Source organism: Rhodococcus sp. O3 (assembly GCF_048897285.1).
Taxonomy (GTDB): Bacteria; Actinomycetota; Actinomycetes; order Mycobacteriales; family Mycobacteriaceae; genus Rhodococcus.
The window spans coordinates 1-26,229 of sequence record NZ_JBMBTE010000002.1; the positions used below are offsets into that span (position 1 = coordinate 1).

At 67.8% G+C, this 26,229-nt stretch carries 24 protein-coding genes; 13 read left to right on the top strand and 11 right to left on the bottom strand.

Annotated features, from left to right (window positions below; all coding sequences use genetic code 11):
• The 4 genes from ACN675_RS01010 to ACN675_RS01025 form a co-directional block, all read left to right on the top strand.
• Positions 1–253, top strand: a 253-nt coding sequence (locus ACN675_RS01010; RefSeq protein WP_420749133.1) for an acyl-CoA dehydrogenase family protein, incomplete at its 5' end; no start/stop codon positions are given.
• A complete protein-coding gene (locus ACN675_RS01015) occupies positions 250–1,050 on the top strand; it encodes an SDR family oxidoreductase (protein WP_420749134.1) in 801 nt (266 codons plus the stop codon). The genes ACN675_RS01010 and ACN675_RS01015, both read left to right, overlap by 4 nt.
• A gap of 70 nt (positions 1,051–1,120) precedes the next feature.
• A complete protein-coding gene (locus ACN675_RS01020; protein ID WP_420749135.1) occupies positions 1,121–1,732 on the top strand; it encodes a TetR/AcrR family transcriptional regulator in 612 nt (203 codons plus the stop codon).
• A gap of 8 nt (positions 1,733–1,740) precedes the next feature.
• Positions 1,741–2,895, top strand: a complete 1,155-nt coding sequence (locus ACN675_RS01025) for an acetyl-CoA C-acetyltransferase (RefSeq protein ID WP_420749136.1) — start codon at positions 1,741–1,743, stop codon at positions 2,893–2,895.
• 58 nt (positions 2,896–2,953) lie between these two features.
• On the opposite strand, the gene ACN675_RS01030 is transcribed toward ACN675_RS01025, so the two are convergent.
• Positions 2,954–3,343 (bottom strand): hypothetical protein, encoded by a 390-nt coding sequence (locus tag ACN675_RS01030; RefSeq protein ID WP_420749137.1) that lies wholly within the window; start codon positions 3,341–3,343, stop codon positions 2,954–2,956.
• A gap of 118 nt (positions 3,344–3,461) precedes the next feature.
• Between ACN675_RS01030 and ACN675_RS01035 the strand changes: the two genes are divergently transcribed.
• Positions 3,462–3,731, top strand: a complete 270-nt coding sequence (locus ACN675_RS01035) for a DUF2277 domain-containing protein (protein WP_420749138.1) — start codon at positions 3,462–3,464, stop codon at positions 3,729–3,731.
• A 24-nt stretch (positions 3,732–3,755) separates the two neighbouring features.
• On the opposite strand, the gene ACN675_RS01040 is transcribed toward ACN675_RS01035, so the two are convergent.
• Entirely contained in the window at positions 3,756–5,162 is a 1,407-nt protein-coding gene (locus ACN675_RS01040; protein ID WP_420749139.1) for a cytochrome P450, read from the bottom strand.
• Between the two features lie 97 nt (positions 5,163–5,259).
• Here ACN675_RS01040 and ACN675_RS01045 point away from each other — a divergent pair, with 97 nt between their 5' ends.
• A complete protein-coding gene (locus ACN675_RS01045; protein ID WP_420749140.1) occupies positions 5,260–5,844 on the top strand; it encodes a TetR/AcrR family transcriptional regulator in 585 nt (194 codons plus the stop codon).
• A gap of 20 nt (positions 5,845–5,864) precedes the next feature.
• Here ACN675_RS01045 and ACN675_RS01050 read toward each other — a convergent pair whose 3' ends face one another.
• Positions 5,865–7,685 carry a sigma-54-dependent Fis family transcriptional regulator gene (locus tag ACN675_RS01050; RefSeq protein WP_420749141.1) on the bottom strand — a complete coding sequence of 607 codons (1,821 nt, stop codon included), beginning with the start codon at positions 7,683–7,685 and terminating at the stop codon, positions 5,865–5,867.
• 178 nt (positions 7,686–7,863) lie between these two features.
• On the opposite strand from ACN675_RS01050, the gene ACN675_RS01055 reads away from it, so the two are divergent.
• Entirely contained in the window at positions 7,864–9,483 is a 1,620-nt protein-coding gene (locus tag ACN675_RS01055) for a flavin-containing monooxygenase (protein WP_420749142.1), read from the top strand.
• 29 nt (positions 9,484–9,512) lie between these two features.
• Positions 9,513–10,694, top strand: a complete 1,182-nt coding sequence (locus tag ACN675_RS01060) for a serine hydrolase domain-containing protein (protein WP_420749284.1) — start codon at positions 9,513–9,515, stop codon at positions 10,692–10,694.
• A 61-nt stretch (positions 10,695–10,755) separates the two neighbouring features.
• Here ACN675_RS01060 and ACN675_RS01065 read toward each other — a convergent pair whose 3' ends face one another.
• The 7 genes from ACN675_RS01065 to ACN675_RS01095 all read right to left on the bottom strand — a co-directional run bounded on the left by ACN675_RS01065 (position 10,756) and on the right by ACN675_RS01095 (position 19,103).
• Entirely contained in the window at positions 10,756–12,780 is a 2,025-nt protein-coding gene (locus ACN675_RS01065) for a CocE/NonD family hydrolase (protein ID WP_420749143.1), read from the bottom strand.
• Positions 12,781–12,875: 95 nt separating this feature from the next.
• Entirely contained in the window at positions 12,876–13,649 is a 774-nt protein-coding gene (locus ACN675_RS01070) for an SDR family NAD(P)-dependent oxidoreductase (RefSeq protein ID WP_420749144.1), read from the bottom strand.
• A gap of 197 nt (positions 13,650–13,846) precedes the next feature.
• Complete coding sequence (locus tag ACN675_RS01075; RefSeq protein WP_420749145.1) at positions 13,847–14,911, bottom strand: NAD(P)H-dependent flavin oxidoreductase; 1,065 nt, start codon at positions 14,909–14,911, stop codon at positions 13,847–13,849.
• Positions 14,908–15,666, bottom strand: coding sequence for a cholesterol ring-cleaving hydrolase subunit IpdB (gene ipdB, locus ACN675_RS01080; protein WP_420749146.1), 759 nt, complete (start codon positions 15,664–15,666; stop codon positions 14,908–14,910). Before ipdB ends, ACN675_RS01075 begins: the two co-directional genes overlap by 4 nt.
• On the bottom strand, positions 15,663–16,544 hold the full coding sequence (gene ipdA, locus ACN675_RS01085; RefSeq protein WP_420749147.1) for a cholesterol ring-cleaving hydrolase subunit IpdA: 882 nt from the start codon (positions 16,542–16,544) through the stop codon (positions 15,663–15,665). Before ipdA ends, ipdB begins: the two co-directional genes overlap by 4 nt.
• 13 nt (positions 16,545–16,557) lie before the next feature.
• Positions 16,558–17,319 carry a (7aS)-7a-methyl-1,5-dioxo-2,3,5,6,7,7a-hexahydro-1H-indene-carboxyl-CoA hydrolase gene (gene echA20, locus ACN675_RS01090; protein ID WP_197251744.1) on the bottom strand — a complete coding sequence of 254 codons (762 nt, stop codon included), beginning with the start codon at positions 17,317–17,319 and terminating at the stop codon, positions 16,558–16,560.
• A 101-nt stretch (positions 17,320–17,420) separates the two neighbouring features.
• Positions 17,421–19,103, bottom strand: coding sequence for a class I adenylate-forming enzyme family protein (locus ACN675_RS01095; protein ID WP_420749148.1), 1,683 nt, complete (start codon positions 19,101–19,103; stop codon positions 17,421–17,423).
• A gap of 163 nt (positions 19,104–19,266) precedes the next feature.
• On the opposite strand from ACN675_RS01095, the gene ACN675_RS01100 reads away from it, so the two are divergent.
• From ACN675_RS01100 to ACN675_RS01120, 5 genes are all read left to right on the top strand, one after another.
• The gene (locus ACN675_RS01100; protein WP_420749149.1) at positions 19,267–20,940 is read left to right on the top strand and encodes an AMP-binding protein; all 1,674 of its coding nucleotides are present in this window, start codon (positions 19,267–19,269) and stop codon (positions 20,938–20,940) included.
• A gap of 136 nt (positions 20,941–21,076) precedes the next feature.
• Positions 21,077–22,255 carry a Rieske 2Fe-2S domain-containing protein gene (locus ACN675_RS01105; protein ID WP_420749150.1) on the top strand — a complete coding sequence of 393 codons (1,179 nt, stop codon included), beginning with the start codon at positions 21,077–21,079 and terminating at the stop codon, positions 22,253–22,255.
• Complete coding sequence (locus ACN675_RS01110) at positions 22,233–22,490, top strand: hypothetical protein (protein WP_420749151.1); 258 nt, start codon at positions 22,233–22,235, stop codon at positions 22,488–22,490. Before ACN675_RS01105 ends, ACN675_RS01110 begins: the two co-directional genes overlap by 23 nt.
• Positions 22,491–22,541: 51 nt before the next feature.
• On the top strand, positions 22,542–23,345 hold the full coding sequence (locus ACN675_RS01115) for an SDR family NAD(P)-dependent oxidoreductase (protein WP_420749152.1): 804 nt from the start codon (positions 22,542–22,544) through the stop codon (positions 23,343–23,345).
• Between the two features lie 308 nt (positions 23,346–23,653).
• Entirely contained in the window at positions 23,654–25,012 is a 1,359-nt protein-coding gene (locus ACN675_RS01120) for an MFS transporter (RefSeq protein WP_420749285.1), read from the top strand.
• Between the two features lie 68 nt (positions 25,013–25,080).
• On the opposite strand, the gene ACN675_RS01125 is transcribed toward ACN675_RS01120, so the two are convergent.
• A complete protein-coding gene (locus ACN675_RS01125; protein WP_420749153.1) occupies positions 25,081–26,226 on the bottom strand; it encodes a 12-oxophytodienoate reductase in 1,146 nt (381 codons plus the stop codon).
• Positions 26,227–26,229 lie beyond the last annotated feature (3 nt).

A 26,229-nucleotide genomic window follows, 5' to 3' on the forward strand; every position in this document is an offset into this window, starting at 1 on the left:
GTGGGCCAACTGGCATCGTGATCTCGGTAAGCTCGCCATGGACGTGCAGGGCGCGGCCTCGCTCGTCGGCCCCGACCACGATCACGCCGGCACCCCGTCGGTGATCACCGACCCCGAACACCTCGAACTCGCCGAATGGCAGCGGCTGTTCCTGTTCACCCGCGCCGACACCATCTACGGCGGATCCAACGAAGTCCAGCGCAACATCATCGCCGAGCGGGTGCTCGGCCTTCCCCGAGAGGCACGCCCGTGACCACCTCACCCCTCGCAGAAGTTCCCGTCGAGACTCCCGGCCACGGCCTGCTCGCCGGCAAGAAGGTCGTCGTCACCGCCGCCGCGGGCACCGGCATCGGATTCGCGACCGCGCGGCGCGCGCTGCTCGAGGGCGGCGACGTGCTCGTCTCCGACTTCCACGAACGCCGCCTCGGCGAGACCGTCGAGAAGCTCGCCGCCGAGTTCCCGCAGCAGCAGGTCGCCTCGATCTTGTGCGACGTCTCGTCCACCGAGCAGGTCGACGCCCTGATCACCGGTGCCGCAGAACAACTCGGCCGCATCGACGTCCTGGTCAACAACGCCGGGCTCGGCGGGGAAACCCCCGTCGTGGACATGACCGACGAACAGTGGGACCGCGTCCTCGACATCACCCTCAACAGCACGTTCCGTGCCACCCGCGCGGCGCTGCGCTACTTCCGCAGCGTCGACCACGGCGGGGTCCTGGTCAACAACGCGTCGGTGCTCGGCTGGCGTGCCCAGCATTCGCAGGCGCACTACGCCGCCGCCAAGGCCGGAGTCATGGCGCTGACCCGATGCTCGGCGATCGAAGCCGCCGAATACGGGGTGCGCATCAACGCCGTCGCCCCGTCCATCGCGCGGCACGCGTTCCTCACGAAGGTCACCAGCGAGGAACTGCTCGACCGCCTCGCCGCTGGCGAAGCCTTCGGACGGGCCGCGGACGTGTGGGAGATCGCCGCGACCATCGCCATGCTCGCCAGTGACTACACCACGTACCTGACCGGCGAGGTCGTCTCGATCTCGTCGCAGAGGGCGTGACGCCCCGGTGTGCCTTTGTGGCGGCCCTGGCCGCCACAAAGGCACACCGAGGCCTTGAAAGGATGTATCCATGACTCCACCCCGTGACGACGCCGGTAAGTCCGGACGCCGTGCCGAACTGCTCGCCATCGCCGCGGACCTGTTCGCGTCCCGAGGCGTGCGCGCGACCACCGTCCGTGACATCGCGGACGCGGCGGGCATCCTGTCCGGCAGCCTCTACCACCACTTCGATTCGAAGGAATCGATGGTCGACGAGATCCTCCGCGGATTCCTCGACGACCTGTTCGGCCGCTACCGCAAGATCGTCGCCGCCGGGCTCGACTCCCGCGCGACCCTCGAAGGCCTCATCACGGCGTCCTACGAGTCGATCGACCGATCCCACTCTGCGGTCGCGATCTACCAGGACGAGGCCAAGCACCTCGTCGGCAACGAACGCTTCGCGTACATCGCCGAACTCAACACCGAATTCCGCGACCTCTGGGTCGGTGTCATCGAACGCGGCATCGAGGACGGAAGTTTCCGCCCCGACCTCGACGTAGAACTGGTCTTCCGGTTCCTGCGCGACACCGTGTGGGTCGCGGTGCGCTGGTACCGGCCCGGCGGGTCCCTCACCGCCGACCACGTGGCCCAGCAGTACCTCAGCATCGTCCTCGACGGCCTGTCGAGACCCGAATCCTCATAGGAGCAAACATGACCGAGGCATACATCGTCGACGCGGTGCGCACCCCGATCGGCAAGAAGAACGGCGGCCTCGCCGGAGTGCACCCCGCCGACCTGGGCGCCCACGTGATCAAGGCGGTCGTCGAACGCACCGGCATCGACCCCGCCGACGTCGACGACGTCGTGTTCGGTTGCGTCGACGCCATCGGCGGTCAGGCCGGCAACATCGCCCGCACCGCGTGGCTCGCCGCGGGCTACCCGCAGCACGTCCCCGGCGTCACCGTCGACCGCCAGTGCGGCTCGAGCCAGCAGGCCGTCCACTTCGGTGCCCAGGCCATCCTGAGCAACACCGCGGACCTCATCATCGCCGGTGGCGTGCAGAACATGTCGCAGATCCCGATCTCGTCGGCGATGACCGCCGGTCAGCAGTACGGGTTCGACACCCCCTTCGGCGGCTCGAAGGGCTGGACCGAGCGCTACGGCAGCGACGAGGTGTCCCAGTTCAAGGGCGCCGAGATGATCGCCGAGAAGTGGGACCTCAGCCGTGAGGAACTCGAGAAGTGGGCGCTGCAGAGCCACGAACGCGCGAAGGCCGCGATCGCCGCGGGTCGCTTCGACAACGAGGTCGTGCCGTTCGGCGACGCGACCGTCGACGAGGGCCCGCGTGAGACGAGCCTCGAGAAGATGGCGGGCCTGCAGACGCTCGTCGAGGGTGGTCGCCTGACCGCGGCGGTCGCGAGCCAGATCTCCGACGGCGCATCCGCACTGCTGCTCGCGTCCGACGAGGCGGTGAAGAAGCACAACCTGAAGCCCCGCGCCCGCATCCATCACCTCAGCGCCCGCGGCGACGACCCGATCTTCATGCTCACCGCCCCGATCCCGGCGACGCAGTACGCCCTCGAAAAGGCCGGTCTGACGATCGACGACATCGACCTGGTGGAGATCAACGAGGCGTTCGCGCCCGTCGTGCTCGCGTGGATCAAGGAGATCGGCGCCGACCCGGCGAAGGTCAACGTCAACGGCGGTGCAATCGCACTCGGCCACCCGCTCGGCGCGACCGGCACCAAGCTGATGGCGACGCTGCTCAACGAACTCGAGCGCACCGGTGGCCGATACGGCCTGCTCACCATCTGCGAGGGCGGCGGCACCGCCAACGTCACCATCATCGAGCGCCTCGAGGCCTGACACGGACCAGGTGTCCGTCCCGGTCGACAGTGGGGCCGGGACGGACAGCTGTTCGGTGCTACCGCAGTGTCGGGTCGGTGACGCGGTCGCTGCTGCCGGCGGTGCGGAACACGATGTCGGCGGCATCGGCCAGCGGATCGACGGGCAGCACGTGGACGATGTTCTGGTAGATGACGCCACCCTCGGGGCACCACACCAGTACCCGGCGTGGGCCGGGGGCGACGTTGTGCGAGACCATCGTCCCGGACGGTTCCAGCGGCAGGCTCTGGGTGTTCCCGTCCGCATCGGGATCGACCCGGCAGCTTTCCGGATGAACCGGCACCCCGTGCACGGTCACCTTGATCCGGGTGCGTCCCGGGACGACATCCGCCGTCGCCGCGGCACCCGCGACCCCCGGAGTGGTCAGGGCGATCGCCGCGGCGGACAGCACGGCCACGGCAGCGCTCACGTGTCGGACTCTCATTCGGCTCCCTTCCGGAGTTGTCGGATCGACCCTACGGGGGATGTGGGGCATACGTCCGTATTCAACCGGGTGGTGTCGGGTCGACGGGACTACCCTCGGAGCCATGTGCCGGAACATCACCGAACTGCGCGGACTCGAACCTGCCGCGACCGCGGAGGAGATCGAAGCCGCCGCTCGTCAATACGTGCGTAAGGTCAGCGGCATCCACAAGTTGTCCGACGCCACCCGGGAACCGTTCGAACAGGCGGTCGCGGAGGTCGCCGCGACCACCACGCGACTGCTCGCCGCTCTGCCGGAGCGACGGCAACCCCCGGCGAGCGTCCCGCCGTTGCGGCGCCCCGAGGTGCAGGCGCGCATCGCGGCGCGCGGCTGACTCGCCGCCGGCCGGGTAGCGAGCTCAGCGGGCGCGCACCGACACCGTGGGACACAGGTCCCGCGGCATCAGCGTGAGCCGTTCGGCGACCCGCAGCCGATAGCTCGGATCGAGGTCGAAATCGAAGCGCCGCAACAGGCTTCCCAGAACCAGGGTGGCCTCGTGCAGGGCGAACTGGCGCCCGATGCAGGCACGCTCACCCGTGCCGAACGGCTTGTACACGTGCCCCGGCCGCGCCCGAACCCGTTCGGGCAGAAAATGATCCGGATCGAAGGTCTCGGCATCGGGGCCCCACACCTCGGGATCGCGGTGCACCGCCGGGAGCAGCACGAGAACCCAGTCGCCCTTGCGCAGCCGGTAGCGTCCGCCCAGCGTCGTGTCCTCGCGTGCCTCCCGGGCGTACCCGGGGGCGGTCGGCCACAGGCGCAGCGCCTCGTCGAGCACCCGCCGCACGTACCTCAGCTTCGCGACCTGTTCGAAGGCCGGGACGTCCTCGCCCCACACCGCATCGACCTCGGCCCGCGCGCGGGCGAACACCCCGGGGTTGCGCATTAGGTAGTAGAGCGCGAACGACAGTGCACCCGAAGTGGTTTCGTGACCCGCAACCAGGAAGGTGAGCACCTGATTGCGGATGTTCTCGTCGTCGATCCGGTTCGGGTCGTTCTCCCGCGCCGCCCGCAGCATGAGTTCGAGCAGATCGTCGTGCCCGGTCTCGCCGGCCGCCTGCCTCTCGCGGATCACCTCGTCGACGACCCGATGCAGATACGCGCGATCCAGGAGGTACTGCCGCTTCTGCCGAGGGAACAGGTACCGCCCGATGACCGGCAGCCTCCGTAGGGCACTGCGCTGCGAGAACGCCAGACCGCCGACCATCGCCTCGACGAACGGATGCGGACGGTCCCGTTCGAACGGGGAGAACGAATAGCTGAACCCGGTGCGGCCGATCGTCTCGAGGGTCAGCTTCGTCATGTCGGCGGCCACGTCCACGCGTCCGCCCTCGGCTGCGCGCCGATCCCAGTGCGCGAGCAGATCGGCGGTCACATCCAGCATCGTCGCGTGGTAGGAACGCATCGCCGACTGCGTGAAGGCGGGGGCGAGCAGGTCGTGCGCGCGGCGCCAGTTGGGTTCGTCGTTGTATGCGGTGAACAGGCCGTCCCCGCCCAGGCTGCGCAGCGCTTCGACGCCGGGTGCCAGATGTTTGGCGAAGCGGCGGTCGTCGGACAGCTCGGCGGTGAGTTCGCCGGAGCACACGAACACGAACCGCAGGTCGAACGGCCGACGTTCGAAGACCGGGCCGAGCCGGCGGTGCAACTCCATCGAATCCTGCACCGGTGTGCTCACGGACATTCCCAGCACGTCGCCGAGTACGGGCAGGCGCCACGGCGGGTGCGGGATCTCGGTGTCGAACACGTGTGATGTGGCAACGGCCATCTGCTCGTCCCCCGGACAGTTCGAACCCTTATTGAACCGACGTACAGTAGCCACGCTACGCCCGGATACAGGACTGTCAAGACGTAGATTGGGCGACGTGGCATCACCCCGGCGACGACTGAGCCCCGACCAGCGGCGCACCGAGCTGCTGGACATCGGTGCCCGGTTGTTCTCGCAGCGCGCCTACGAGGACGTGCGCATCGAGGAGGTCGCGGAGCTCGCCGGTGTCTCGCGAGGTCTGATGTACCACTACTTCCCGACCAAGCGCGATTTCATGGCGGCGGTCGTGCAACGCGAGTCCGACCGGTTGCTCGCGGTCACCGAACCCGACCCGTCGTTGTCGGTGCACGACCGGATCGCGGCGGGACTCGACGCCTACCTGGAGTACATCGAGTCGCACGCGCAGGGTGTGTTGGCGGTCAACCGGGGTGCCGCCTCCGCCGATGCGAGCATCCGCGGCATCGTCGATGCGGAACTCGACGTGCAGCAGCAGCGCATCGTCGACGCGCTCGCGCCGTCGGACGCGGATCGCGAACTGGTCGCGCTGGCGGTGCGCGGTTGGATCGCGTTCGTGCGCAGTGTGTGTGTCGACTGGCTGGATCGACCCGGCGTCACCACCGTGCAATTGCGCGAACTGTGCCTCGCTGCGCTCGCCGGCCTGCTCGGCGATCGGCTCGGCTGAGTCGTGACCCGGCTGCCACCTCAGATCTCCGTGACTCCGTAGGTCTTGAGCTTGCGGTACAACGAGCTTCGCGCCATCCCGAGCATTTCTGCGGCGCGGACGCGGTTTCCGTCGCACTCGCGGAGTGCGGCGACGATCGCGTCCCGTTCGGTCGCCTCGAGCACGCTGAGGGTGCGAGTGCTCGTCGACCGACAGTAGCCGGGTAGGTCCTCGGCCTGGATCTCACCGACCGGGCGTTTGAGCACGGCGCTGTGAAGCGCCTCGCGCAGCTGGGTCATGTTCCGCGGCCACGAGTATGCGCCCAGGACACGCATCGCCTCCGGACTCAGGCGGATCCGGCGCTCCGGGGCGATTTCGCGGAGCGTCCTGTCGACGAGACGAGGAAAGTCGACGGATCGGAACCGGATCGCGGGGACGGTCACCGACTGGTCGAAGTTCGCCAGGACGTCATTGCAGGGCAGGTCGGACTCGATGCCGGTGTCCGACAGTGTCGCGGCGACGATGAAGTTTCTCGTATCGAGATCCAGGGAATCGAAGAACTCGTTGAGAACGTCGACGCCGTAGGTGGTGAGCCGGTCGAGATTCCGGACGATCAGCAATGTCGAGATGGTCGTGTCGACCGCAGTGAGTTCGCCCTGCCGCGTCACGCGGTCCGCGTCGATCGCGATGCTCCGGCCGGATGGGTACATTCGATGGAACAACTCCGCGAGGAGGGTGAACTTCCCTGTCCCGGATTCGCCGAGGACGAGCAGGTTCTCCCGTCGGCCGAGTGACTCGACGATCGAGTCGCACGCCCGTTTCCATGCGGGACAGCGGCTTTCGGTGATCGATGGTGGCGGGTTGTGAAGTCCGGACGCGATGGCGGTGGTTCGGGGGTCCGGTGCGTCGACCGCGGGAAGCGTCCGGTCGACCGCCGGAGTGCCGGAATTGTCCGGGGTGTTGTCGTCGAGAAGCAGAACCATTCCCGCAACCTCGTCGCCGCACAGGATCCTGGTGGCGCGGATGTGGACGGTCCGGCCGGAAGGCAGCGAAATCGATTCCGCGCTGCGGTCGCGTCGAGTCATGAGGAAACGCGCGTGCTCGTGGATCGCCAGTTGTTCCTCCGGGGTGAACAGGTTCTGTGAGCGCCGGTTCATGATCACGGTCTCGCCGATCGCCATGACCGCTTGGCGTGGACGCGAATCGGCCTTGACGTACATCTCGAACAACGCCTGCTGCGCCTGACTCCTGTCGAGGAGCAGATTGCGCCCTATGTCCATGGCTGCGGACTTGACCAGGGCGTGCAGGAGCGGGGACCAGCTTTCGGCGAGCAGGCTGACATCGAGGACGCCTTCCACCTTGCCGGAGATCGGGTCCAGAATCGGCGCGCCGGTACAAGCGAACTGCACCAGTGCGTCGTTGAAATGTTCGGGGCCCACAATGCTTATCGCAGAACCGGATTCGAAGACGGTGCCGATGCCGTTGGTTCCGACGCCCCGTTCTGCATAGCTGCACCCGGGCAGGAAATCGACACGATCGAGCAGCCTGCCGACGAAATTGGAGCAGTCGCGGCGATCGACGATGCGGGCGCGCGCGTCGGTGAGCGCGATGCCGACGGGGACATCCGCGATGTCGGCGGAGAGTCGTTCGAGGACCGGTCGCGCGCACCGTACAAGTCGCGAATCGAAGTCGATGTCGTCGTGATATTCCACGTGGAACGTTGCGTAATCGACACCGGCGGACTGGCTGCGCTGCCACGAGGCGGCAACGACGTCGGGAACCCCGGCTGCTCCGGCGCTCCCGTATTCGAGGAAGTCCGCTCGCGCCGCGGCAATGCGCAGTCGCTCGCGCTCGTCGACCATGGATGCACCCTTCTTACGATTCGATTTGTCCGGAAATGAGACCTGCGTCACACCATTATCGGCTCGTTTGCCGAGCTTGGCGACCTCACGACTGTCCGATCTTGGGACAGTCCGGCCTGCTGGGACAGCGCAAGCATTGTTCGCAGTCGTGATCCACATCACAGGAAAGGGTCGAACAATGGCTATCGGTACACCAACTGCCCACCGCACCCTGGACGCCCTGATCATCGGCGCGGGGGTGGCCGGCCTCTACCAACTGCACCTGTTGCGGGAACAGGGACTGAACGTCCGCGTGTTCGAGACCGCCGCAGACGTGGGGGGGACGTGGTACTGGAACCGTTACCCCGGTGCGCGCTTCGACTCGGAGGCCTACATCTACCAGTACCTGTTCTCGGAAGACCTCTACAAGAACTGGAGCTGGAGCCAGCGCTTCCCCGACCAGCCCGAGATCGAACGGTGGATGCACTACGTGGCCGATTCGCTCGATCTTCGCCGGGACATCTCGTTCTCCACGACCGTCACGAGCGCCGAATACGACGAGAAGTCGGGCCGGTGGACCGTGCGGACCGACAGCGGAGAGGTCGTGGACACGCAGTTCCTCATCACGTGTTGCGGCATGCTCTCGGCGCCGCTGCAGGACCTGTTCCCGGGACAGCAGGACTTCGCGGGGCAGATCTTCCACACCTCGCGCTGGCCGCGTGAAGGAGCCGAGATCGCAGGCAAACGGGTCGGCGTCATCGGCACCGGCGCCACGGGTATCCAGGTCATCCAGACCATCGTCGACGAGGTCGCGGACCTGACCGTGTTCGTCCGCACGCCGCAGTATGCGCTCCCGATGAAGAACCCGTCGTACAGCGCGGACGACGTGGCGGCCTACAAGGCGCGCTTCGAGGAGCTCCGCAGCACGCTGCCGCACACCTTCACCGGTTTCGAATACGACTTCCGGTACGTGTGGGACGAGCTGACGCCCGAGCAACGGCGCGAGGTGCTCGAGGAGATCTACGAGAACGGATCGCTGCAGCTCTGGCTGGCGTCGTTCGCCGAGATGTTCTTCGACGAGGCCGTCAGCGACGAGATCTCCGAGTTCGTGCGGGAGAAGATGCGGGCGCGGCTGGTCGATCCGGAACTGTGCCGGCTCCTGATCCCAGAGGACTACGGGTTCGGCACCCACCGGGTGCCGCTCGAAACCGGCTACCTCGAGGTCTACCACCGACCCAACGTCACGGCGGTGGGCGTGCGCGAGAACCCGATCTCCCGCATCGTGCCCGAAGGGGTGCTGCTCGCCGACGGCACGCTGTACGAGCTGGACGTGATCATCCTGGCTACCGGTTTCGACGCGGGCACCGGCGCCTTGACCCGAATCGACATCCGCGGTGTCGGCGGACGGTCGCTGAAGGACGACTGGTCTCGGGACATCCGCACGACGATGGGGCTGATGGTGCACGGCTACCCGAACATGCTCACCACCGCTGTTCCCCTCGCACCGTCCGCGGCACTGTGCAACATGACCACCTGCCTGCAGCAGCAGACCGAGTGGATCGACGAGTGCATCCGGTACATGCGGAAGAACGGCTACACCGTGATCGAGGCGACCGAGGAAGGGGAGGCCGCGTGGGTCTCCCACCACGACGAGACCGCCGCCGCGAACCTGATCTCGAAGACGAACTCCTGGTACACCGGCTCGAACGTCGAGGGCAAGCCGCGCCGGGTGCTGTCGTACACCGGCGGTGTCGGCACCTATCGGGAGAAGACGCTCGAAGCCGCCGCTGCCGGCTACAAGGGATTCGAACTGCGATGAGCACCGACACCGTGAAGGGACGACAGATCATGACCGAAGCACTTCGCGCATCCGTCGATGCGATCCTGAACCGGTCCGTCACCGCCGAGGCGCCGGTGCCGGGTGTGGTCGCGATGGTGACCGACCGGGAAGGCAACATCTACGAGGGCGCGGCGGGAAAGCGCCGAATCGACCAGGACACGGCGATCACGACCGACGATGTCTTCGCGCTCTTCTCGACCACCAAGGCCTTCACCGCGACCGCGGCACTGCAATTGGTGGAGCAGAACCGCCTCGACCTCGACGCGCCGGCGGGCAAGTACGTTCCGGAGCTGGGAAGCGTCCAGGTCATCGAGGGGTTCGACGACTCCGGCGAACCGGTGCTCCGAGAGCCTCGCCGCGACATCACCACCCGCATGTTGCTCACCCACACCGCCGGTTTCGGCTACGACTTCTTCAACGAGAAGTACCGGCGCCTGGCGGAGGAGAAGGGGCAGCCGAGCGTCATCACTGCCACGAAGCAGGCACTGGACACTCCGCTGTTGTTCGACCCCGGGGATCGTTGGGAGTACGGCAGCAACCTCGACTGGTGCGGCCGGGTGATCGAGGCGATCACCGGGGATCGGCTCGGGGACGTGTTCTCGGCCGGGATCTTCGAGCCACTCGGAATCGAGAGCATGACCTTCGAACTCGACGACACGCGCCGTGCCGATCTGGCCGGTATGCATGCTCGCAACTCCGACGGATCACTTTCCGCGATGGACTTCGAACTGCCTTCCCCGCCGGAAGTTCACATGGGTGGTCACGGCCTGTACGGCACTGTCGGTGACTACATGCGGTTCATCCGGATGTGGCTGAACGACGGAAAGGGTGGACACGGGCAGGTCCTGCGACCGGAGACGGTCCGGATGGCCGTGCAGAATCATCTCGGGGAGCTTCCCGTGACACCGTTGCCCGGCGTCATCCCGTCGCTGTCGAACGACGCCGAGTTCTTCCCCGGGATCTCGAAATCGTGGTCGCTGCCGTTCATGATCAACAACGAGCAGGCTCCGACCGGGCGACCCGCCGGCGCGCTGGGATGGGCGGGGCTCGCCAACCTGTTCTACTGGATCGATCGGCAGTCCGGATACGGGGGATTCTGGGCGACCCAGATTCTGCCCTTCGGTGATCCCACCTCGTTCGGTGGCTACCTCGAATTCGAATCGGCGCTGTACGCGTCGCTCGGCCGGTGAGCTGGGGGGACGCGCTCGGGCTCGGCCCGAGCGCGTCCCTGCGTGTGTGGGTCGGGGGGAACTACCGCACGATCGGAACGGTGGCGAAGCTCGGCGCGGACGGATCGAGCCGGATGTGCTGCGGCTTCAGACCGCTGTCGTGGAGCATCGGACCCAGCGGCAGCGACCGGGGCACGCTCGACGCGTAGACGTTGATCCGGAGCCGGTGACCCGGCTGCAGGATCGCGTCGGTGAGCACGGTCGAGATGTCCAGCCGAGTGGGCACACCGGGTTCGAGGGTCCGCCGCGTGTCGAGCGTCAGGTGCGGGACGGCGACGGCATAGTCGCCGGTCGGGGTGAAGGTGCTGCGGGAGTCGTCGATCGCGCGCAGCGACGCGACGAGCGAACCGGAGGTCAGGACGGTCGAACGGCCGTCGGGCGCAACGTCGTTCACGGTCACCGACCAGAAGCCGTCGGGGGCGTCGAGGACGGTGTTCAGGTGCACGTTGATCGCGCCGGAGATCTCGGTCGGTTCGGTGACCGGGGCGCCGGTGAACGTCAGCCCCTCCGCCTCGTTGAAGCGGGCGTCCCTGGTGCAGTTCGAACCGAGCAGCACCGTGATTCCGGCGGTGCCGACGGCCGATTCGCGCGAGCAGAACCCGCGCAGACCCGGCGCGATCGTCAGATCCTGGGTGCCGGAGGGTGCCTCGGAGGTGAGGCTGCCGTCGAAGGCGGCGTGGCCGGCGGTGCCGCTCGGGGCACCGGACAGGTAGAACTTCTCGAATTCGGCACCGGCACGGGGGAACCGGTCGGTGGTGGTCCATCCGCCACCCTGCTGGAACAGGGTGACCGGCCCGTAGTTCTCGATGCCGTTGTCGATTCCCTTGAGCCAGTGGTCGAACCAGGCACGCTGAAGGGTGCCGAGCTTCGGTGGGAAGCCCGGCTTGCCGAAGTCGGTACCGGCGACGACGTGATAGCCGTCGCCCATCATGAGCTGCTTCTCGCCCGGCGCGACCGGAATGCGGTTGTAGATGTCCGGCTCGCTGTTGGCGAAGATGTCGTGCCAGCCTCCGTAGACGAAGCTGGGCACCTCGATCGACTCGAGATTCGCGGTGCGGTCCTGGTAGAACGGCCCGTCCTGCGCGACCTCGAGAGCACTGGGGGAGACCCCTTCGACGGTGGGCGCGGTGACCGCCTCGACGAGTTCGGGAAGCTTGGTGGCGGGGTCGGCCATCCGGTCGCGCAGCCACTGCGCGTCGAAGTTGCCCTGCAGCAGCGCCTGCACGTCCGGGATCCACTTGAGCCCGTTGACGAGGGCGAGCCACATCGGCATGAATCCGATGCCGAGCGCACCACCGGTGCCGACGATGTCGCGCAGCAGGTCGTTGCCGGGTTCCACCGCGAACACCGCGTCGAGCGCGGCCGGCCGCAGACCCGCACCCTGCAACTGGTTGATCGCCGAGTAGGACACGCCGCTGGTGCCGACGCGGCCGTTCGACCATGGCTGCTTCGACACCCAGTCGATGACCTCGACGGTGTCCTGCTGTTCGCGCGGACCGAGGACCTGCCATTCACCCTGCGAGAATCCGGTGCCGCGGACGTCGACGATGACCTGCGTGTAGCCGTTCTGCACGAGGTCGCGGTTGAGTCCGAAGACCTGCACGAGTCCGCCGCCGGTCGTCTTCGCGAGCTCGGTGACCCCGTCGTACGGGGCGGCGAAGTTCAGCGTGTCGCCGAGTCCCTCGACCAGCGGTGCGAGGGTGGGGTCGTCGCCCACGACGGTTCCCAGGGTCGAGACCAGCTTGGTGTAGGGCGTGAGGTTGAGGACCACGGGGGTGGGCTCCGTGATCGGTGTCCCGTTCTCGTCCGCGGGACGGAAGACGTTGGCGCGCAGGACGGTGCCGTCGCTCATCGTGATGGGGACGTCCCATTCGACGGCGGTGTTCGGGTACGCGTCGGGTGCATCGACCGCGGCCTGCCAGGCGGCGGCGTCGGTCCCGCCGGACGGATCGGCACCGGCGACCGGTGCCGCGGTGATCGCGGCAGCGGCAGTGGTGGCGGCGACGGCCACCGACGCGATCGCCCCACGCAGGAATCGTCTCTTCACCCGGAACCCCCATGTCGACGGTGTGAAAACCCCGGAGCAACCTATCCCGATCGGTGGGGTGGGTCAACGATCTGCGCACGGATGTCCGCTGTTGTTCAGCGGAACCCGCCGTCGGACCGGACGACGGTCCCGGTGGTGAAACTCGACGCGTCGCTCGCGAGAAACAGTGCAGCACCCACGATTTCGCGGGGTTCGCCGATCCGCTTCAGATGCACGGCCTCACCCGACTGCCGGATCTGTTCGGGGGTCCAGGCGTTGGAGATGTCCGTGCGGTAGGGGCCGGGCATGAGGGTGTTGACGCGCACCTCGGGCGCGAGCAGGTCGGCGAAACCCTCGGTCATGGCGTTGAGACCGCGCTTGGCCGAGGCGTAGTGGATGAACGCGCCGGAGGGGTGCAGCGAGCCGCTGCTGCTCACATTGATGATCGAGCCGCTGCCCTGCTCCTTCATCCGGGGACCGACGAGCTGGGTGAGCCGGAACGGTCCTTTGAGATTCAGTCCCAGCACGCTGTCCCACAGCGCCTCGGTGACGTCGGCGATGTTCCGGTAGACGGGGGACATGCCGGCGTTGTTGACGAGGATGTCGATACGTCCGAAGGTCGCGTAGGCGGCGTCGACGAGTCCTTCGATCTCGTCCCAGTGGCCCATGTGGCAGGCGTAGGCGAGGGACCGGCGGCCGGTGGTCTCCTCGATCTCGGCGACCACCTTCTCGCAGTTCTCGATCTTGCGGCTCGCGACGACGACGTCCGCCCCGGCGCGGGCGAATGCGAGCGCGATCTCCTTGCCCATGCCGCGGCTGCCGCCGGTGATCAGTGCGACCTTGCCGTCGAGGCGGAATCGGTCGAACGGTGCGGGTATCGCGTCGGTCATCGAGCTGCCCTCTCGTCAGAAAATACTGTTCTCGTTCTCAAGAACGACATTCTTGACGTTATCGGACGACGGTGCGCTCTGTGAAGTACCCCGCACGCCGAAGCGCCGCCCCGTGACGAAAAGCGGGACGGCGCTTCGGTGCTGTGGAAGCTTCGGTGCTGTGAAGTTGGGTGCTGTGGAAGCTGGGTGCTGCGAGATCAGCGCAGCGCGGCCAGTGCGTCGATGCGTTCGACGGCCTCGGCCACGATGCGGTCGATCAGTTCGCGGCAGCTCGGCAGGTCGTCGATCATGCCGACCACCTGACCGGACGCCAGCACTCCGGCTTCGGTGTTGCCCTCGACCAGTCCGGCCTTGAGCAGCATCGGGGTGTTCGCGGCCATGATGATCTGCTGCCACGTCCGGTCGCCGGACCGCTTCATGGCCAGCCCGTCCTTGACGAGCGTCGACCACTTCATGCCGGTCATCGACTTGAACTTCATCGCGTTCTTCGTCGCCGCGACGAGTCCCTTCGCGTAGCTGGACTTCTCGAGCGCGTCGACCAGGTCGGTGTTGAGGACCCGATGCGGCATGCCGTCGACCTTCACGGAGACCGTGGTGTCCTGCAATCCGCGCGAAAGGTACTGCTGCTTCACCGAATCCGGCACCGCGGAGTCGCTGGTGAGCAGGAACCGGGTACCCATGGCCACGCCCGCCGCACCGTACGCCAGCGCCGCCGCGAGCCCGCGGCCGTCGAAGAATCCGCCCCCGGCGACCACCGGGATGTCGACGGCGTCGAGCACGGACGGCAGCAGCAGCGTCGTGGCGACACCACCGGTGTGGCCGCCACCCTCGCCGCCCTGGACGATCACCGCGTCGGCGCCCCACGACGCGACCTTCACGGCGTGCTTGGCGGCGCCGATCGACGGGATCACGACGATGCCGTGATCCTTGAGCTTGGCGATCAGATCCTTCTTCGGTGCCAGCGCGAACGAGGCGACCTTGACGTTCTCGCGGATGAGCAGGTCGATGCGCTGCGCGGCGTCCGACGCGTCGGCGCGGATATTCACACCGAAAGGCTTGTCCGTCAACGACTTCGTCTTCGCGACGGCGACCTCGAGTTCGTCGTAGGTCATCGTCGCGGACGCCAGGATGCCGAGCCCGCCGGCATTGCAGGTGGCCGCGGTCAGGCGGGGGCCGGACACCCAGCCCATGCCGGTCTGCACGATCGGATGCTCGATGCCGACCAGCTTCGTCAGCGCCGTTTCGATCCGGGGAGCACTCATGCGGAGACCTCGCGGTCGCGCAGGTTCCTCGGATCCAGAACCTCACGCACGATCCGCAGTTCCTCGGCGGTGGGCTCGCGGGTGACCCCGGCATCGGCCAGGTCCGCGACCTCGAAGGAGGTGTTGTCCGCGACCTCGTCGGCGGTGACGCCCGGGTGCAGGCTCAACGCGCGGAAACTGTGACCGGGGCCGCCGAAGTCGAAGACGCCGAGGTTGGTGACGACGCGATACACGTTGAGGTACTTGTACGCCGGGTTCTCCGGATCGACCTTGTCCCAGCCCACACCCGCGACGACGTCGACGTTGTCGCAGAACACGCGCTTGTTGTGCTTGCCGACCCAGTAGCTGGTGGCGTGGTTGATGGTGTTGCCGGGCGCCCCGCGCACGCCGAACATCTGGCGGGTCGGCTGCTGCAGCGGACCGAACGCCGACAGGTTCTGGTTGCCGTAGCGGTCGATCTGGTTGGCGCCCATGACGACATGGCGCCGGCCGGAGGCGACGACGTCGAACACCTTGCGGAACGGCATCCAGCCCTCGATCGCACCCTTCGCGCCGATCGCGGGGGTGTCGGCGAGGATCAGTGCCTCCCCGTCGGTGATGAGCAGGTCGGGCTCGGTGGTCAGACGTGCCAGGCGGGCACCGATCTGCGACATCGTCGACATCGGGCTGGCCATGATCTCGCCGGCACCGGCGAAGATGTCGGCGCACGCGATCGCGCAGTACTCGGCGCGAGTGACGGTTTCGATGGAGGTCATGCCAACTCCTCGGCGAATTTCTTGACGGCGGCCTGGTAGTCGTCCTCGGACCCGGACAGGAACCGGTCGACGAACGCCTGCCACGACTCGGGGGTCTTGGCGGCCTCGGCGTAGTGGCGCTGGAACTTCTCGTCGCGGCCGTAGGACTCGCCGGCGAGGGTGAAGTGGGCGCCGTTCGGGGCCTCGACGACACCGTCGACCATCATGCGGTTGAGGATCAGCTGCTGCAGCGGAACCTCCTTGACGAGCTGCTCGGTCTCGACGATCTTCTCGACGGAGACGAAGCGCTTCTCGGCGGCCAGGCAGTACAGGTCGTCGAAGTACGGGTCGACGCCCTGGTAGCCCGCATTGCCGTGGGCGTCACCGATGTTCAGGTGCACGAACGCCGCGTCCAGGTTGAGGGCGGGCATCGCGATCAGCGTCTCGTGCTTGCCGGAGGCGTCCGGGTAGGGGGAGGTGACAGTCTGCAGTTCGTCGCCCCAGAAGTTCTGCACGTCGGAGCCGAGGCCGGCGCGGATCGGCAGGAACGGCAGGCGTGCGGCGGCAGCTTCGAGGCCGCACTTGACCATGCCCTCGTCCATCTCGCGGGCGACGATGGTGCCCTCGGTGCGGGCCTTGGAGAACCACGGATCGTAGAACGGGGCCGAATCGAGCGACACGAAACCGTAGTACGCCTTCTTGACCTTGCCGGCCGAGCACAACAGGCCCAGGTCCGGTCCGCCGTAGGTGACGACGGTCAGATCCTTCACGTCCGAGCGCAGGATCGCGCGCACGAACGCCATGGGCTTGCGGCGCGAACCCCAGCCGCCGAGCCCGATGGTCATGCCGCTGCGCAGCTGTCCGACGGCGTCGTCGAGAGTAATCCTCTTGTCACGCAATGTTTTTCTCTCCCTACTTGTTCGCGCGCGGCTTGCCGGTCGCGACGAATTCGTCGCGGTGCTCGTCGGCGACGCCGGCGAGGTTCAGCTCGAAGGTGAAGCCCTGTTCGAGCCGGTAGGCGTTCTTCACATCCACCGGGTCGATGCGGTTGATCGCTTCCTTCGCGCGGCGGATCACGCGGGTGTCCTTCGCTGCGATCAGGCCGGCGACCTCGCGGGCGGCGGCGTCGAGTTCGGCGCGCGGCACCACCTTGTACACGGAGCCGAAGTGGTGCAGCTGCTGGGCCGTGACGTTCTGCGCCGTGTAGTACAGGGTGCGCATCAGGTGCTGCGGGACCAGGCGCGAGAGGTGGGTGGCGGCGCCGAGCGCGCCGCGGTCGACCTCGGGGAGCCCGAAGACCGCGTCGTCGGACGCGACGATGACGTCGGCGTTGCCGACCAGGCCGATGCCGCCGCCCACGCAGAAGCCGTTGACGGCGACCACGACCGGGACCTCGCAGTCGTAGACGGCGGAGAACGCGGCGGCGCAGCCGTGGTTGGCGGCGATGAGTGCGTCGTACCCCTCGGTGGCCTGCATTTCCTTGATGTCCACGCCGGCGTTGAAGCCGCGACCCTCGGACCGCAGGATCACGACGTGGGTGTCCGGGTCCTTGCCGGCGGCGAGGACCGCGTCGGCCAGTTCGAACCACCCGGCGGACGGAATGGCGTTCACGGGCGGGTAGTCGACGGTGACCGTGGTGATTCCCGCGCCGTCGGAGGTGGAGGTGATGCCCATGGCATGTTCCTTACGTCGGTACCGAACCAAGCGATTGCTTGGTAAGCTAGCACACACCCGCTCCGCGGCACAGGGTCCGCCATGTGGTGGTGGAGCCGGACTCAGTGCCCGGACGGGTCTTCCGTCCAGGGGCGACGCCGGACGATCTTGCCGGTTGTGTTGCGCGGCAGAAGGTTCCGCGTGATCTTCCAGCGGGTGGGTACCTTGAAGTACGCGAGCCGATCGGCGAGATAGGCGGTCAGCTCCTCCTTCGTCGCCTCCCTCCCGGGGGCGAGAACCACGACCGCGCACACCTCCTCGCCCCACTCGGGATGCGAATCCCCGGTGACCAGGCATTCCCGCACGGCGGGGTGCCCGCCGAGCACCCGTTCGACCTCCGACGGGTAGATGTCCTCGCCGTTCTGCCGGATCAGATCGGCACGCCTGCCCAGCAGGCGCAGCCGGCCGTTCTCGACCACGCCCAGGTCGCCGGTCCGCAGCCACCGATCGGGGGTGATCGTGGCCGCGGTCGCGGCCTCGTCACCCCAGTAGCCGAGCATCACGAACGGGCTGCGCACGCATACCTCGCCGACGTGACCGTCCGGCAGCCATCCGCCGTGCTCGTCCCGGATCTCCATGCTCACCGTGATGACCGGTGGACCCACCGTGCCCGGATACCGCTCGAGATCCTGCGCGCTGGCCACCGCGATCGACGTGCTGCACTCGGTCATGCTGTAGCTGTCGACGACCGCGTACCGGCCGAACGGCAGCCGCTCCCGCAGACGCTGCTTGAACTCGGGGGACGTCGGTTCCGACGACAGGGTGAACCGGGTCAGCGAACCCAGGTCGTACCGGTCCAGGTCGGGGATCTCGAGCATCCGCGCCGCCATCGAGGGGACCGCGTTCCAATGCGTGATCTGCTCGTTCTCGATGATCTCGAGGACGCGGTGCACGTCGAACCATCCCTGGTTCATCACGACGGTGCTGCCGGTCGCGAGCCGCGGGACGATCGTGTTGTGCAGGCTCGTGATGTGGCACAGGGGAGAGGTCAGCAGGTACCGGGCCTCGCACGGGGTGTCCCGGTCGTACACCTCCCCGCTCCACGTCGCGGAGATCGCATCGGCGAAACGGTGATAGTCCGTCACAGCCAACAGATTTCGTTGCGAATGCAGCGCACCCTTCGGGTCGCCGCTCGTACCCGACGTGTAGAGCAGAACCGCCGGATCGTCCTCGTCGACGCGCGGCGGCGGCGGCCGCATCCCGGCGAATTCGGCGATCAGCCGCGGGAGATCATGCTCGACGGTCAGCACGATCGTGCCGTGCGGGCTGCGCCCGGAGAGGGCCTCGGCGCGCGGCTCGTCCGCGAACACCACCCGCGGCGCGGAATTGCAGATCCCGAATTCGATCTCGGGCTGCGCCCACCACGCGTTCAGTCCGACGGTGATCGCACCGAGCGCCTGCGTCGCCCAGAACGCGGTGACCCACTCGGGCCGGTTCGCCGACAGGATCGCGACGCGGTCGCCGACCCCGACCCCGTACCGCTGCTGCAGGGCCGCCGCGAGCGCGTACGCCTCCCGCGCGTGCTCGGCGAACGAGATCCGCCGTGTCGCCGTCACGAGGTACTCCCGGTCGCCCCACGCCTGCGACCGCTCCAGCAGATCCGCGACGGCGATGTGCCGGTTCCGCATGACCGGCATCTCGGCGCCCAGCACGTCGCTCATCACGATCTCGAACGGGCCGCCGCGGCCGGTCAGACGCGAGACCAGCTGGTCGAGGAACTGCTGCGGATCGGGTGGCACGGTCATCGCGAGCCTCCCTTCTCGACCGAACGTCCGGCCGAAGACTCTCACGCCCGTCGCCCCGCCATCCGAACGTACCGGTGAGTGGGACCTGCACAGATGCCCGGGGTGGCCGCTCCTAACGTGCATCCCCGGGCGTCCGCGTGCGGGCGCCGGCAACGATTCGGAGGTGGCAGTGCAGACGTTCGCCGAAGTCGTGCGTGCCCGCAAGGGCGACGACAAGGTCGGAGTGCGGTTCGAGGACCGGCAATGGACCTGGGACGAGGTGGTGCAGCACAGCGCGGATCGTGCCGCCGCGCTCGTCGCGGCCGTGCCCGCCCCACCCGGCCGGCAACGCCACATCGGGGTACTGCTCGAGAACGTGCCGGACTTCGTGTTCTGGATCGGAGCAGGTGCCCTCGCCGGAGCGGTGGTCGTGGGGATCAACGCCAGCCGCAGCGGCCCGGAACTCGCCGAGGACATCCGCCAGGCCGACGTGGATCTCCTCGTCACCGAATCACGCCTGGCCCACCTCGTCGACGGCACCGGCCACGGCCTGCCCGCCGACCGCATCCTCGACATCGATACGCCCGGCTACACGCAGTTCCTCGAACCGCACCGCGGTTCCGCCCTGCCCGACACGGTGCCCGCGGCCGACGACATCGCGCTGCTGCTGTTCAGCTCCGGATCGACCGGCCGCCCGAAGGCGGTGATCGTCACGCAGGGCCGGCTCGGGCGGCTCGTCGACGTGCTCGTCGAACGCACCCACATGCGCCGCGACTCGGTCGCGTACCTGTGCATGCCGCTGTTCCACGGGAACGCCGTGATGCTCAACCTCGGCACCGCGATGCGGGTCGGCGCGACCGTCGGCCTGATCCGCAAGTTCTCCGCGAGCCGCTTCTCGGAGGACATCCACCGGTTCGGCGCGACCTTCGTCAACTACGTCGGCCGCGCCCTGTCGTACGTGCTGAACCGGCCCGAGGATCCCCGCGACCGCACCGGAACCCTCGAGGTGGCGTTCGGCACCGAAGCATCCGAGGTCGACGTCGCACGATTCTCCGAGCGGTTCGGCTGCACCGTCATCGAGGGCTACGGCTCGAGCGAAGGTGTCCTGCGCATCAACCGCACCCCCGACACCCCGACCGGGTCGCTCGGGGTCGCCGCGGGCGGCACCGACGCCCGCATCCTCGACGAGAACACGGGACTCGAATGCCCGCGAGCACGGTTCGACGGGACGGGCCGGCTGCTGAACCCGGAGGCGATCGGGCAGATCGTCGCGATCGGCGCGGCCGCGTCGTTCGAGGGCTACTACAAGAACCCGGGCGCCGCCGCGGACCGGATCCGCGGCGACGACTTCTGGACCGGCGACCTCGGCTACCGCGACGCCGACGGCTACTTCTACTTCGCGGGGCGGGCCTCGGACTGGCTGCGCGTCGACAGCGAGAACTTCGCCGCCGCGCCCGTCGAACGGATCCTGCAGCGCATTCCCGGCGTGCTGTCGGCCCCGGTGTTCGCGGTGCCGGACCCGACGACCGGCGATCAGGTGATGTGCGCCGTCGAACTCGACGCCGGTGCCGTGTTCGACCCGGTCGCTTTCGGCCGGGAACTGGCCGAACAACCCGACATGGGGGACAAGTGGTGGCCACGGTTCGTGCGGGTCACCGATCGGATTCCGCTGACCGGCAGCAACAAGATCGACAAGGCGCCGTTGCGGGCGGTCGCGTGGTACACCGACGATCCCGTCTACGTCCGGGTCGGGCGCACCCCCGAATACGTTCTGCTCGACGAGTCGACCCGCGCCGACATCGAACGCGACTTCGTCGCGAACGGTCGCGCGGCGCTGCTCCCGGCGCCGGTTGCCTGATCCCGGCCCGGATCCCGGCGAGTGGGACCTGCGATTCGGCTGCTGCCGGACTCACCTACCGTCAGGACGAAGAGCACGGAAACCTCAGTAGCACTTTCGATCCCACCGATCATCACTGCCGAAAGGACGGCCAGCCGTGAGCTTGGAAACCACCGGTACTTCCGATATCCGCGAGATCGTCACCGGTACCGCTCCCACCCGCTTCGCCCGCGGCTGGCACTGCCTCGGTCTGGCGGAGAGCTTCCGGGACGGGAAGCCGCATTCTGTCGAGGCGTTCGGCACCAAACTCGTCGTGTGGGCCGACACCGCCGGGGAACTTCAGGTCCTCGACGCGTACTGCCGGCACATGGGCGGCGACCTCAGCCAGGGAACGGTCAAGGGCGACGACATCGCCTGCCCGTTCCACGACTGGCGCTGGGGCGGCAAGGGCAAGTGCACCAACATTCCCTACGCCCGCCGGGTCCCGCCGCTCGCGAAGACCCGCGCGTGGCGCACCCTCGACCAGGACGGACTGCTGTTCGTCTGGCACGACCCCGAGGGCAACCCGCCGCCGGCGGAGGTCACCATCCCGCGCATCGAGGGCGCGCTGACCGACGAGTGGACCGAGTGGGTCTGGTACACCACCGAGGTCGACACGAACTGCCGCGAGATCATCGACAACATCGTCGACATGGCGCACTTCTTCTACGTGCACTACTCGTTCCCGACGTACTTCAAGAACGTGTTCGAAGGCCACGTCGCGACCCAGGTCATGCACGGTCAGGCCCGCGAGGACATGCGCCCGAACACGCCGGGACAGCCGAAGCTCCTCGGCAACGAGTCCACCGCGTCGTACTTCGGCCCGTCGTTCATGATCGACGACCTGAAGTACTGCTACGAGGGCTACGACGTCGAGTCGGTGCTGCTCAACTGCCACTACCCGGTGTCGGCCGACAAGTTCGTGCTCATGTACGGCATGATCGTCAAGAAGTCGCCGCAGCTGCCCGACGACGTCGCTCTCGAAACCGCCCGGAAGTTCGGTGATTTCATCGCGCGCGGTTTCGAGCAGGACATCGAGATCTGGAAGAACAAGACCCGGATCGAGAACCCGCTGCTGTGCGAGGAGGACGGCCCGGTCTACCAGCTGCGCCGCTGGTACGAGCAGTTCTACGTCGACGTCGCGGACGTGACCCGCGAGATGACCGACCGGTTCGAGTTCGAGATGGACACCACGCGTCCGGTCGCGGCGTGGATGAAGCAAGTCGAAGCGAACGTCGCCGCCCGGGCGGCCCGCGCGGCGAAGGCGGACACGGATGCAGCCCCTGCGGTGCAGTGAATGCCAGGCCCAGGTGCTCGTGCGGAAGAACAGCTGGGAGCACACCGAGGTGCAGTGGAATGCGCAGGCGCGCAGCCGCTGTCATGAGCTCGGCAACGCGTCGGGACCGGGTCACCGCCCGGGTGCACCGGTCCTGACGTGTTCGGCGTTGGAGGCCGGCCTGATCCGCGCCGCAACCGAGGGACTGATCGACGTCGTCGACGACGCGCCCATACCCGGCCCGATCCTCCAGTAGTTCGATCCGATTCGTGTCGGCTCGCGTAACAACGGAATCCGAAGGACAGTGATGAGCGAAACCCTGCAGATCGACAGTGCCCGTTACGGCAAGTGGGCGGTGATTGCCGGTGGCTCCGAGGGAGTCGGCGCTGCCTTCGCCGACGAACTCGGCCGCGCCGGGTTCGATCTGCTGCTGATCGCCCGCAAGCCGGGGCCGCTCGAGGACACCGCCGCCGCGGTACGCGAGCACGGCGTCGAGGTGCGCACGCTCGCACTGGATCTGCTCGCCGAAGACGCCGTCGAGCAGATCCGCACGGCCACTGCGGATCTCGAGGTGGGGCTGTTCATCTTCAACGCCGGCGCCAACAGTTACGGCCACGAGTTCGTCACCGGCGACCTCGACGGTTTCCGCGGCGTCATCGATCTGAACGTGCACCGGCAGGTCGAGCTCGCGCACCTGTTCGGGGCGCGCATGAAGGACATGGGTCGCGGCGGGATCATGCTGCTCGGATCCCTCGCCGGGTACATGGGTTCGGAGCATCAGAGCATCTACGCGGCGTCGAAGGCGTTCAGCCGGGTGTTCGCGGAGAGCCTGTGGCTCGAGCTCGCGCCGTACGGCGTCGATGTCCTCGAACTGGTCCTCGGTGTCACCCGCACCCCCGCGATGGAACGTGCCGGGCTGAACTTCGACGTGCCGGGCATGCTCGTGTCCGAGCCGGAGGACGTCGCGCGCGAAGGTCTCGAGCACCTGGCCGACGGCCCGGTGTGGGTTGCGGGCGGCAACTACAAGGCTGCGGTCAAGCGCAGCGGATTCCCGCGCGACGCGCTGGTCCGTGGCGCGGCCGAGGCGATGCGCGCGCTGCTGAACCGCTGACCTGCCCCGCACGAGAAGTTTCGAGGAAGACGTCCACGACATACGTTGGGCGTCTTCCTTTTCTTGTTCCCGCTGAGCGAGACCGATTGGGCGACAGACACATTCGGGACGGGAAAGTGATGTGGGACACGGTTGTCGGCCGCAGTGCCGACCGTCGTTCCCCTCCCTCCCCCTCACCCGCGTACCGCAATACGCGGTGCGCCGAAAAGTCTGGAACCGAATCTGTGACTTCCGATGCGACTCGAGTCGAACCTCTGATTCCCGATCCGCCGGCCAAGGGGCGTTACGCCCGCCAACGTCCATTCTGGGTGATCGTGGCGGTGCTGATCGCCGTCGAGATCATCAGCGCATTCGAAACATCGATGATGTACGCCGCGATCCCCACGCTCATCAAGGATTTCGGCAGCGACGCCACCACGGTCGGGTGGGCCGTCACGTCGTTCCTCCTGGTGGCCGCGGCGTCCGCGGCCGCATGTGGCCGGCTGGGCGACATGTACGGCCGCGAACGCGTGCTCGTCGTCCTGCTCGCCCTCGCAGCCCTCGGTTCGCTCATCAGCGCCCTGGGCGACAGCCTCGGCAGCATCATCGTCGGCCGGACGATCCAGGGTGTGGCCGGCGCGATCCTGCCGCTGTGCATAGGCCTGGCACGTGAGCACCTTCCCCCCGCGCGTGTACCCGTCGCCGTCGCGTTGATCTCGGGCACCGCGGTGACCGCCGGTGCCGCCTCGCTGCTCGTCGCCGGGCTGCTCATCGACTACGCGAGCTGGCACATGATCTTCGTGGTCGCTGCTGCCTACTCGCTGTTCGCGTTGTTCCTCGTGCTGTTCGTCCTGCCCTGGCGTCGCCCGAAGGGAACGAAGGAGGCGATCGACTACATCGGCGCCGTCCTGTTCGCCGCATCGGTCGCCGCGGTCCTGCTGGGCATCAACAAGGTCGGCGCGTGGGGCTGGTCCGACCCGCGGTTCCTCGCGCTCGTCATCGGTGGCCTCGCCGGGCTCGCGTTGCTCGTGCGGTGGGAACTGAAGGTCCGGAACCCCCTCATCAGCGTGAGCCTGTTCGCCGATCGCAAGTTCTCCCTGACGATGCTCGCGACGCTCGCGATCGCGATGGGTCCGCTGGGCGTGGTGACCATGATCATCCCGATCGTGATGCAGTCCCCGACGACCGGGTCGTTCGGGCTGGGTCTGTCCGCGACGCACGCCGGGTGGCTGTCGTTCATCGGTTCGCTGTTCGGATTCGCGTGCACGCCGATCAGCGGCCGGATCGCCGCGGCCGTGGGCGCGCGGATGTCGATGCTGCTCGGCAGCGCGCTGTTCGTCGTCGGTGTCGTCGTGATGCTGACCGCGCACAGTTCGGAACTCGCGATGACCGCGATGGTGGTCGTGGTGTCGGTCGCGACGGCGTTCGCGTACACCGCGCTGCCGATCCTCGTCGTCGAGTCCGTGCCGGAACGCAACACCAGCGAGACGACCGGCACCCAGACCGTGCTGCGGATGGCGGGTCAGGGCGTCGGTACGTCGCTCGCGACAATGATCCTGGCCGCGACGGTCACGTCGCAGGGCGCGATGACGGTCACCGGCCTGAACCTCGTCGGCGCCATGATCGTGATCTGCACGGTCGTGGCCATCGTGCTCACGGTGATGATCCCGCGGCGAACCGCGGACTGAGCGAACCCCACTGCCCCGTACGCGTTTTCGGTAGTTCCGACTACCGAAAACGCGCACGGGTGCGGGGGTCAGGTCAGGGTGCGCGCGTGCACGCCCTGATCGAATTCGGGGAGCGGACCACCGGCACGCAGGATCGTGGCGAGTTGCGGATCGGCGAGATGCAGACGCCCGATCGCGGCGAGATCGAACTCGCCTGCGGCGAGCCGGCGCTCGAGTTCCGGAAGGTTGTCGCGGGACGGTGCGGCCACGCCGAGGCGGGTCTCCCGCAGCGTGGTCGCGATACCGACGCTGCCGACGGCCATCGACATCGCGCCGGTGAGTTTCTTCGCCCACCCCGCGAGCGACAGGGCGCTGCCCTCGAACGCGGCGACGTCGAAGCGGCGGATGCTCGCGTCGAACACGTCGACCCCCGCGTCGGCGAGCGCGCCGAGGATCGTGCCCAGCTCGTCCGGGGTCTCCGCGATGCGCGCGGTGTAGTCCTGCTGCTTGTGCTGCGAGAACCGGAAGAAGATCGGCGCGTCCTCGCCGATCTCTGCGCGGATCGCCGCGACCACCGCAGCCGGGAACCTGGTACGTCTTCGCAAGTCGCCGCCCCACTCGTCGTCGCGGCGATTGGTGCTCGCCCACAGGAACGCGTCGAGCAGGTAGCCGTGGCCGCCGTGCAGCGCGACCCCGTCGAACCCGACGTCCAGCGCGGCCCGCGCCGCGCGCGCGTAGGCGGAGATGACGTCGGCGATGTCGTCGTCGGTCATCGGCCGGCACGGCCGCGAGGCCTGCGCGACGTACTCGTCCGAATAGGTCGTGACACCGGGCTCGCCCCACACACCCGACGGGCGCATCGGCGTCAGCGCGGGGTCGACCTTGCTGGTCATCGCCCCCCACAGCGGCCCGACGTGCCACAGCTGCGGGATGATCCGGCCACCCTCGGCGTGGACGGCGTCGACGACGTGCCGCCACCCGTCGAGGGCGTCGTCGCCGTGCATCCGCGGGACCCGCGGGTTGTCGACGGCCGTCGGATGGTCGATCGCGACGCCCTCGGTGACGATCAGGCCGGTACCGCCGGCGGCGCGACGGCGGTAGTACTCGGCGACGTCGGGTCCCGGCACGCCGCCGGGGGAGTGCGACCGGGTCATCGGCGACATCACGATGCGGTTGGGCAGCTCGAGCGAGCGCACCGTCAGGGGGCGGAAGAGCGGGGACAGGGTTCTCGTCATGCG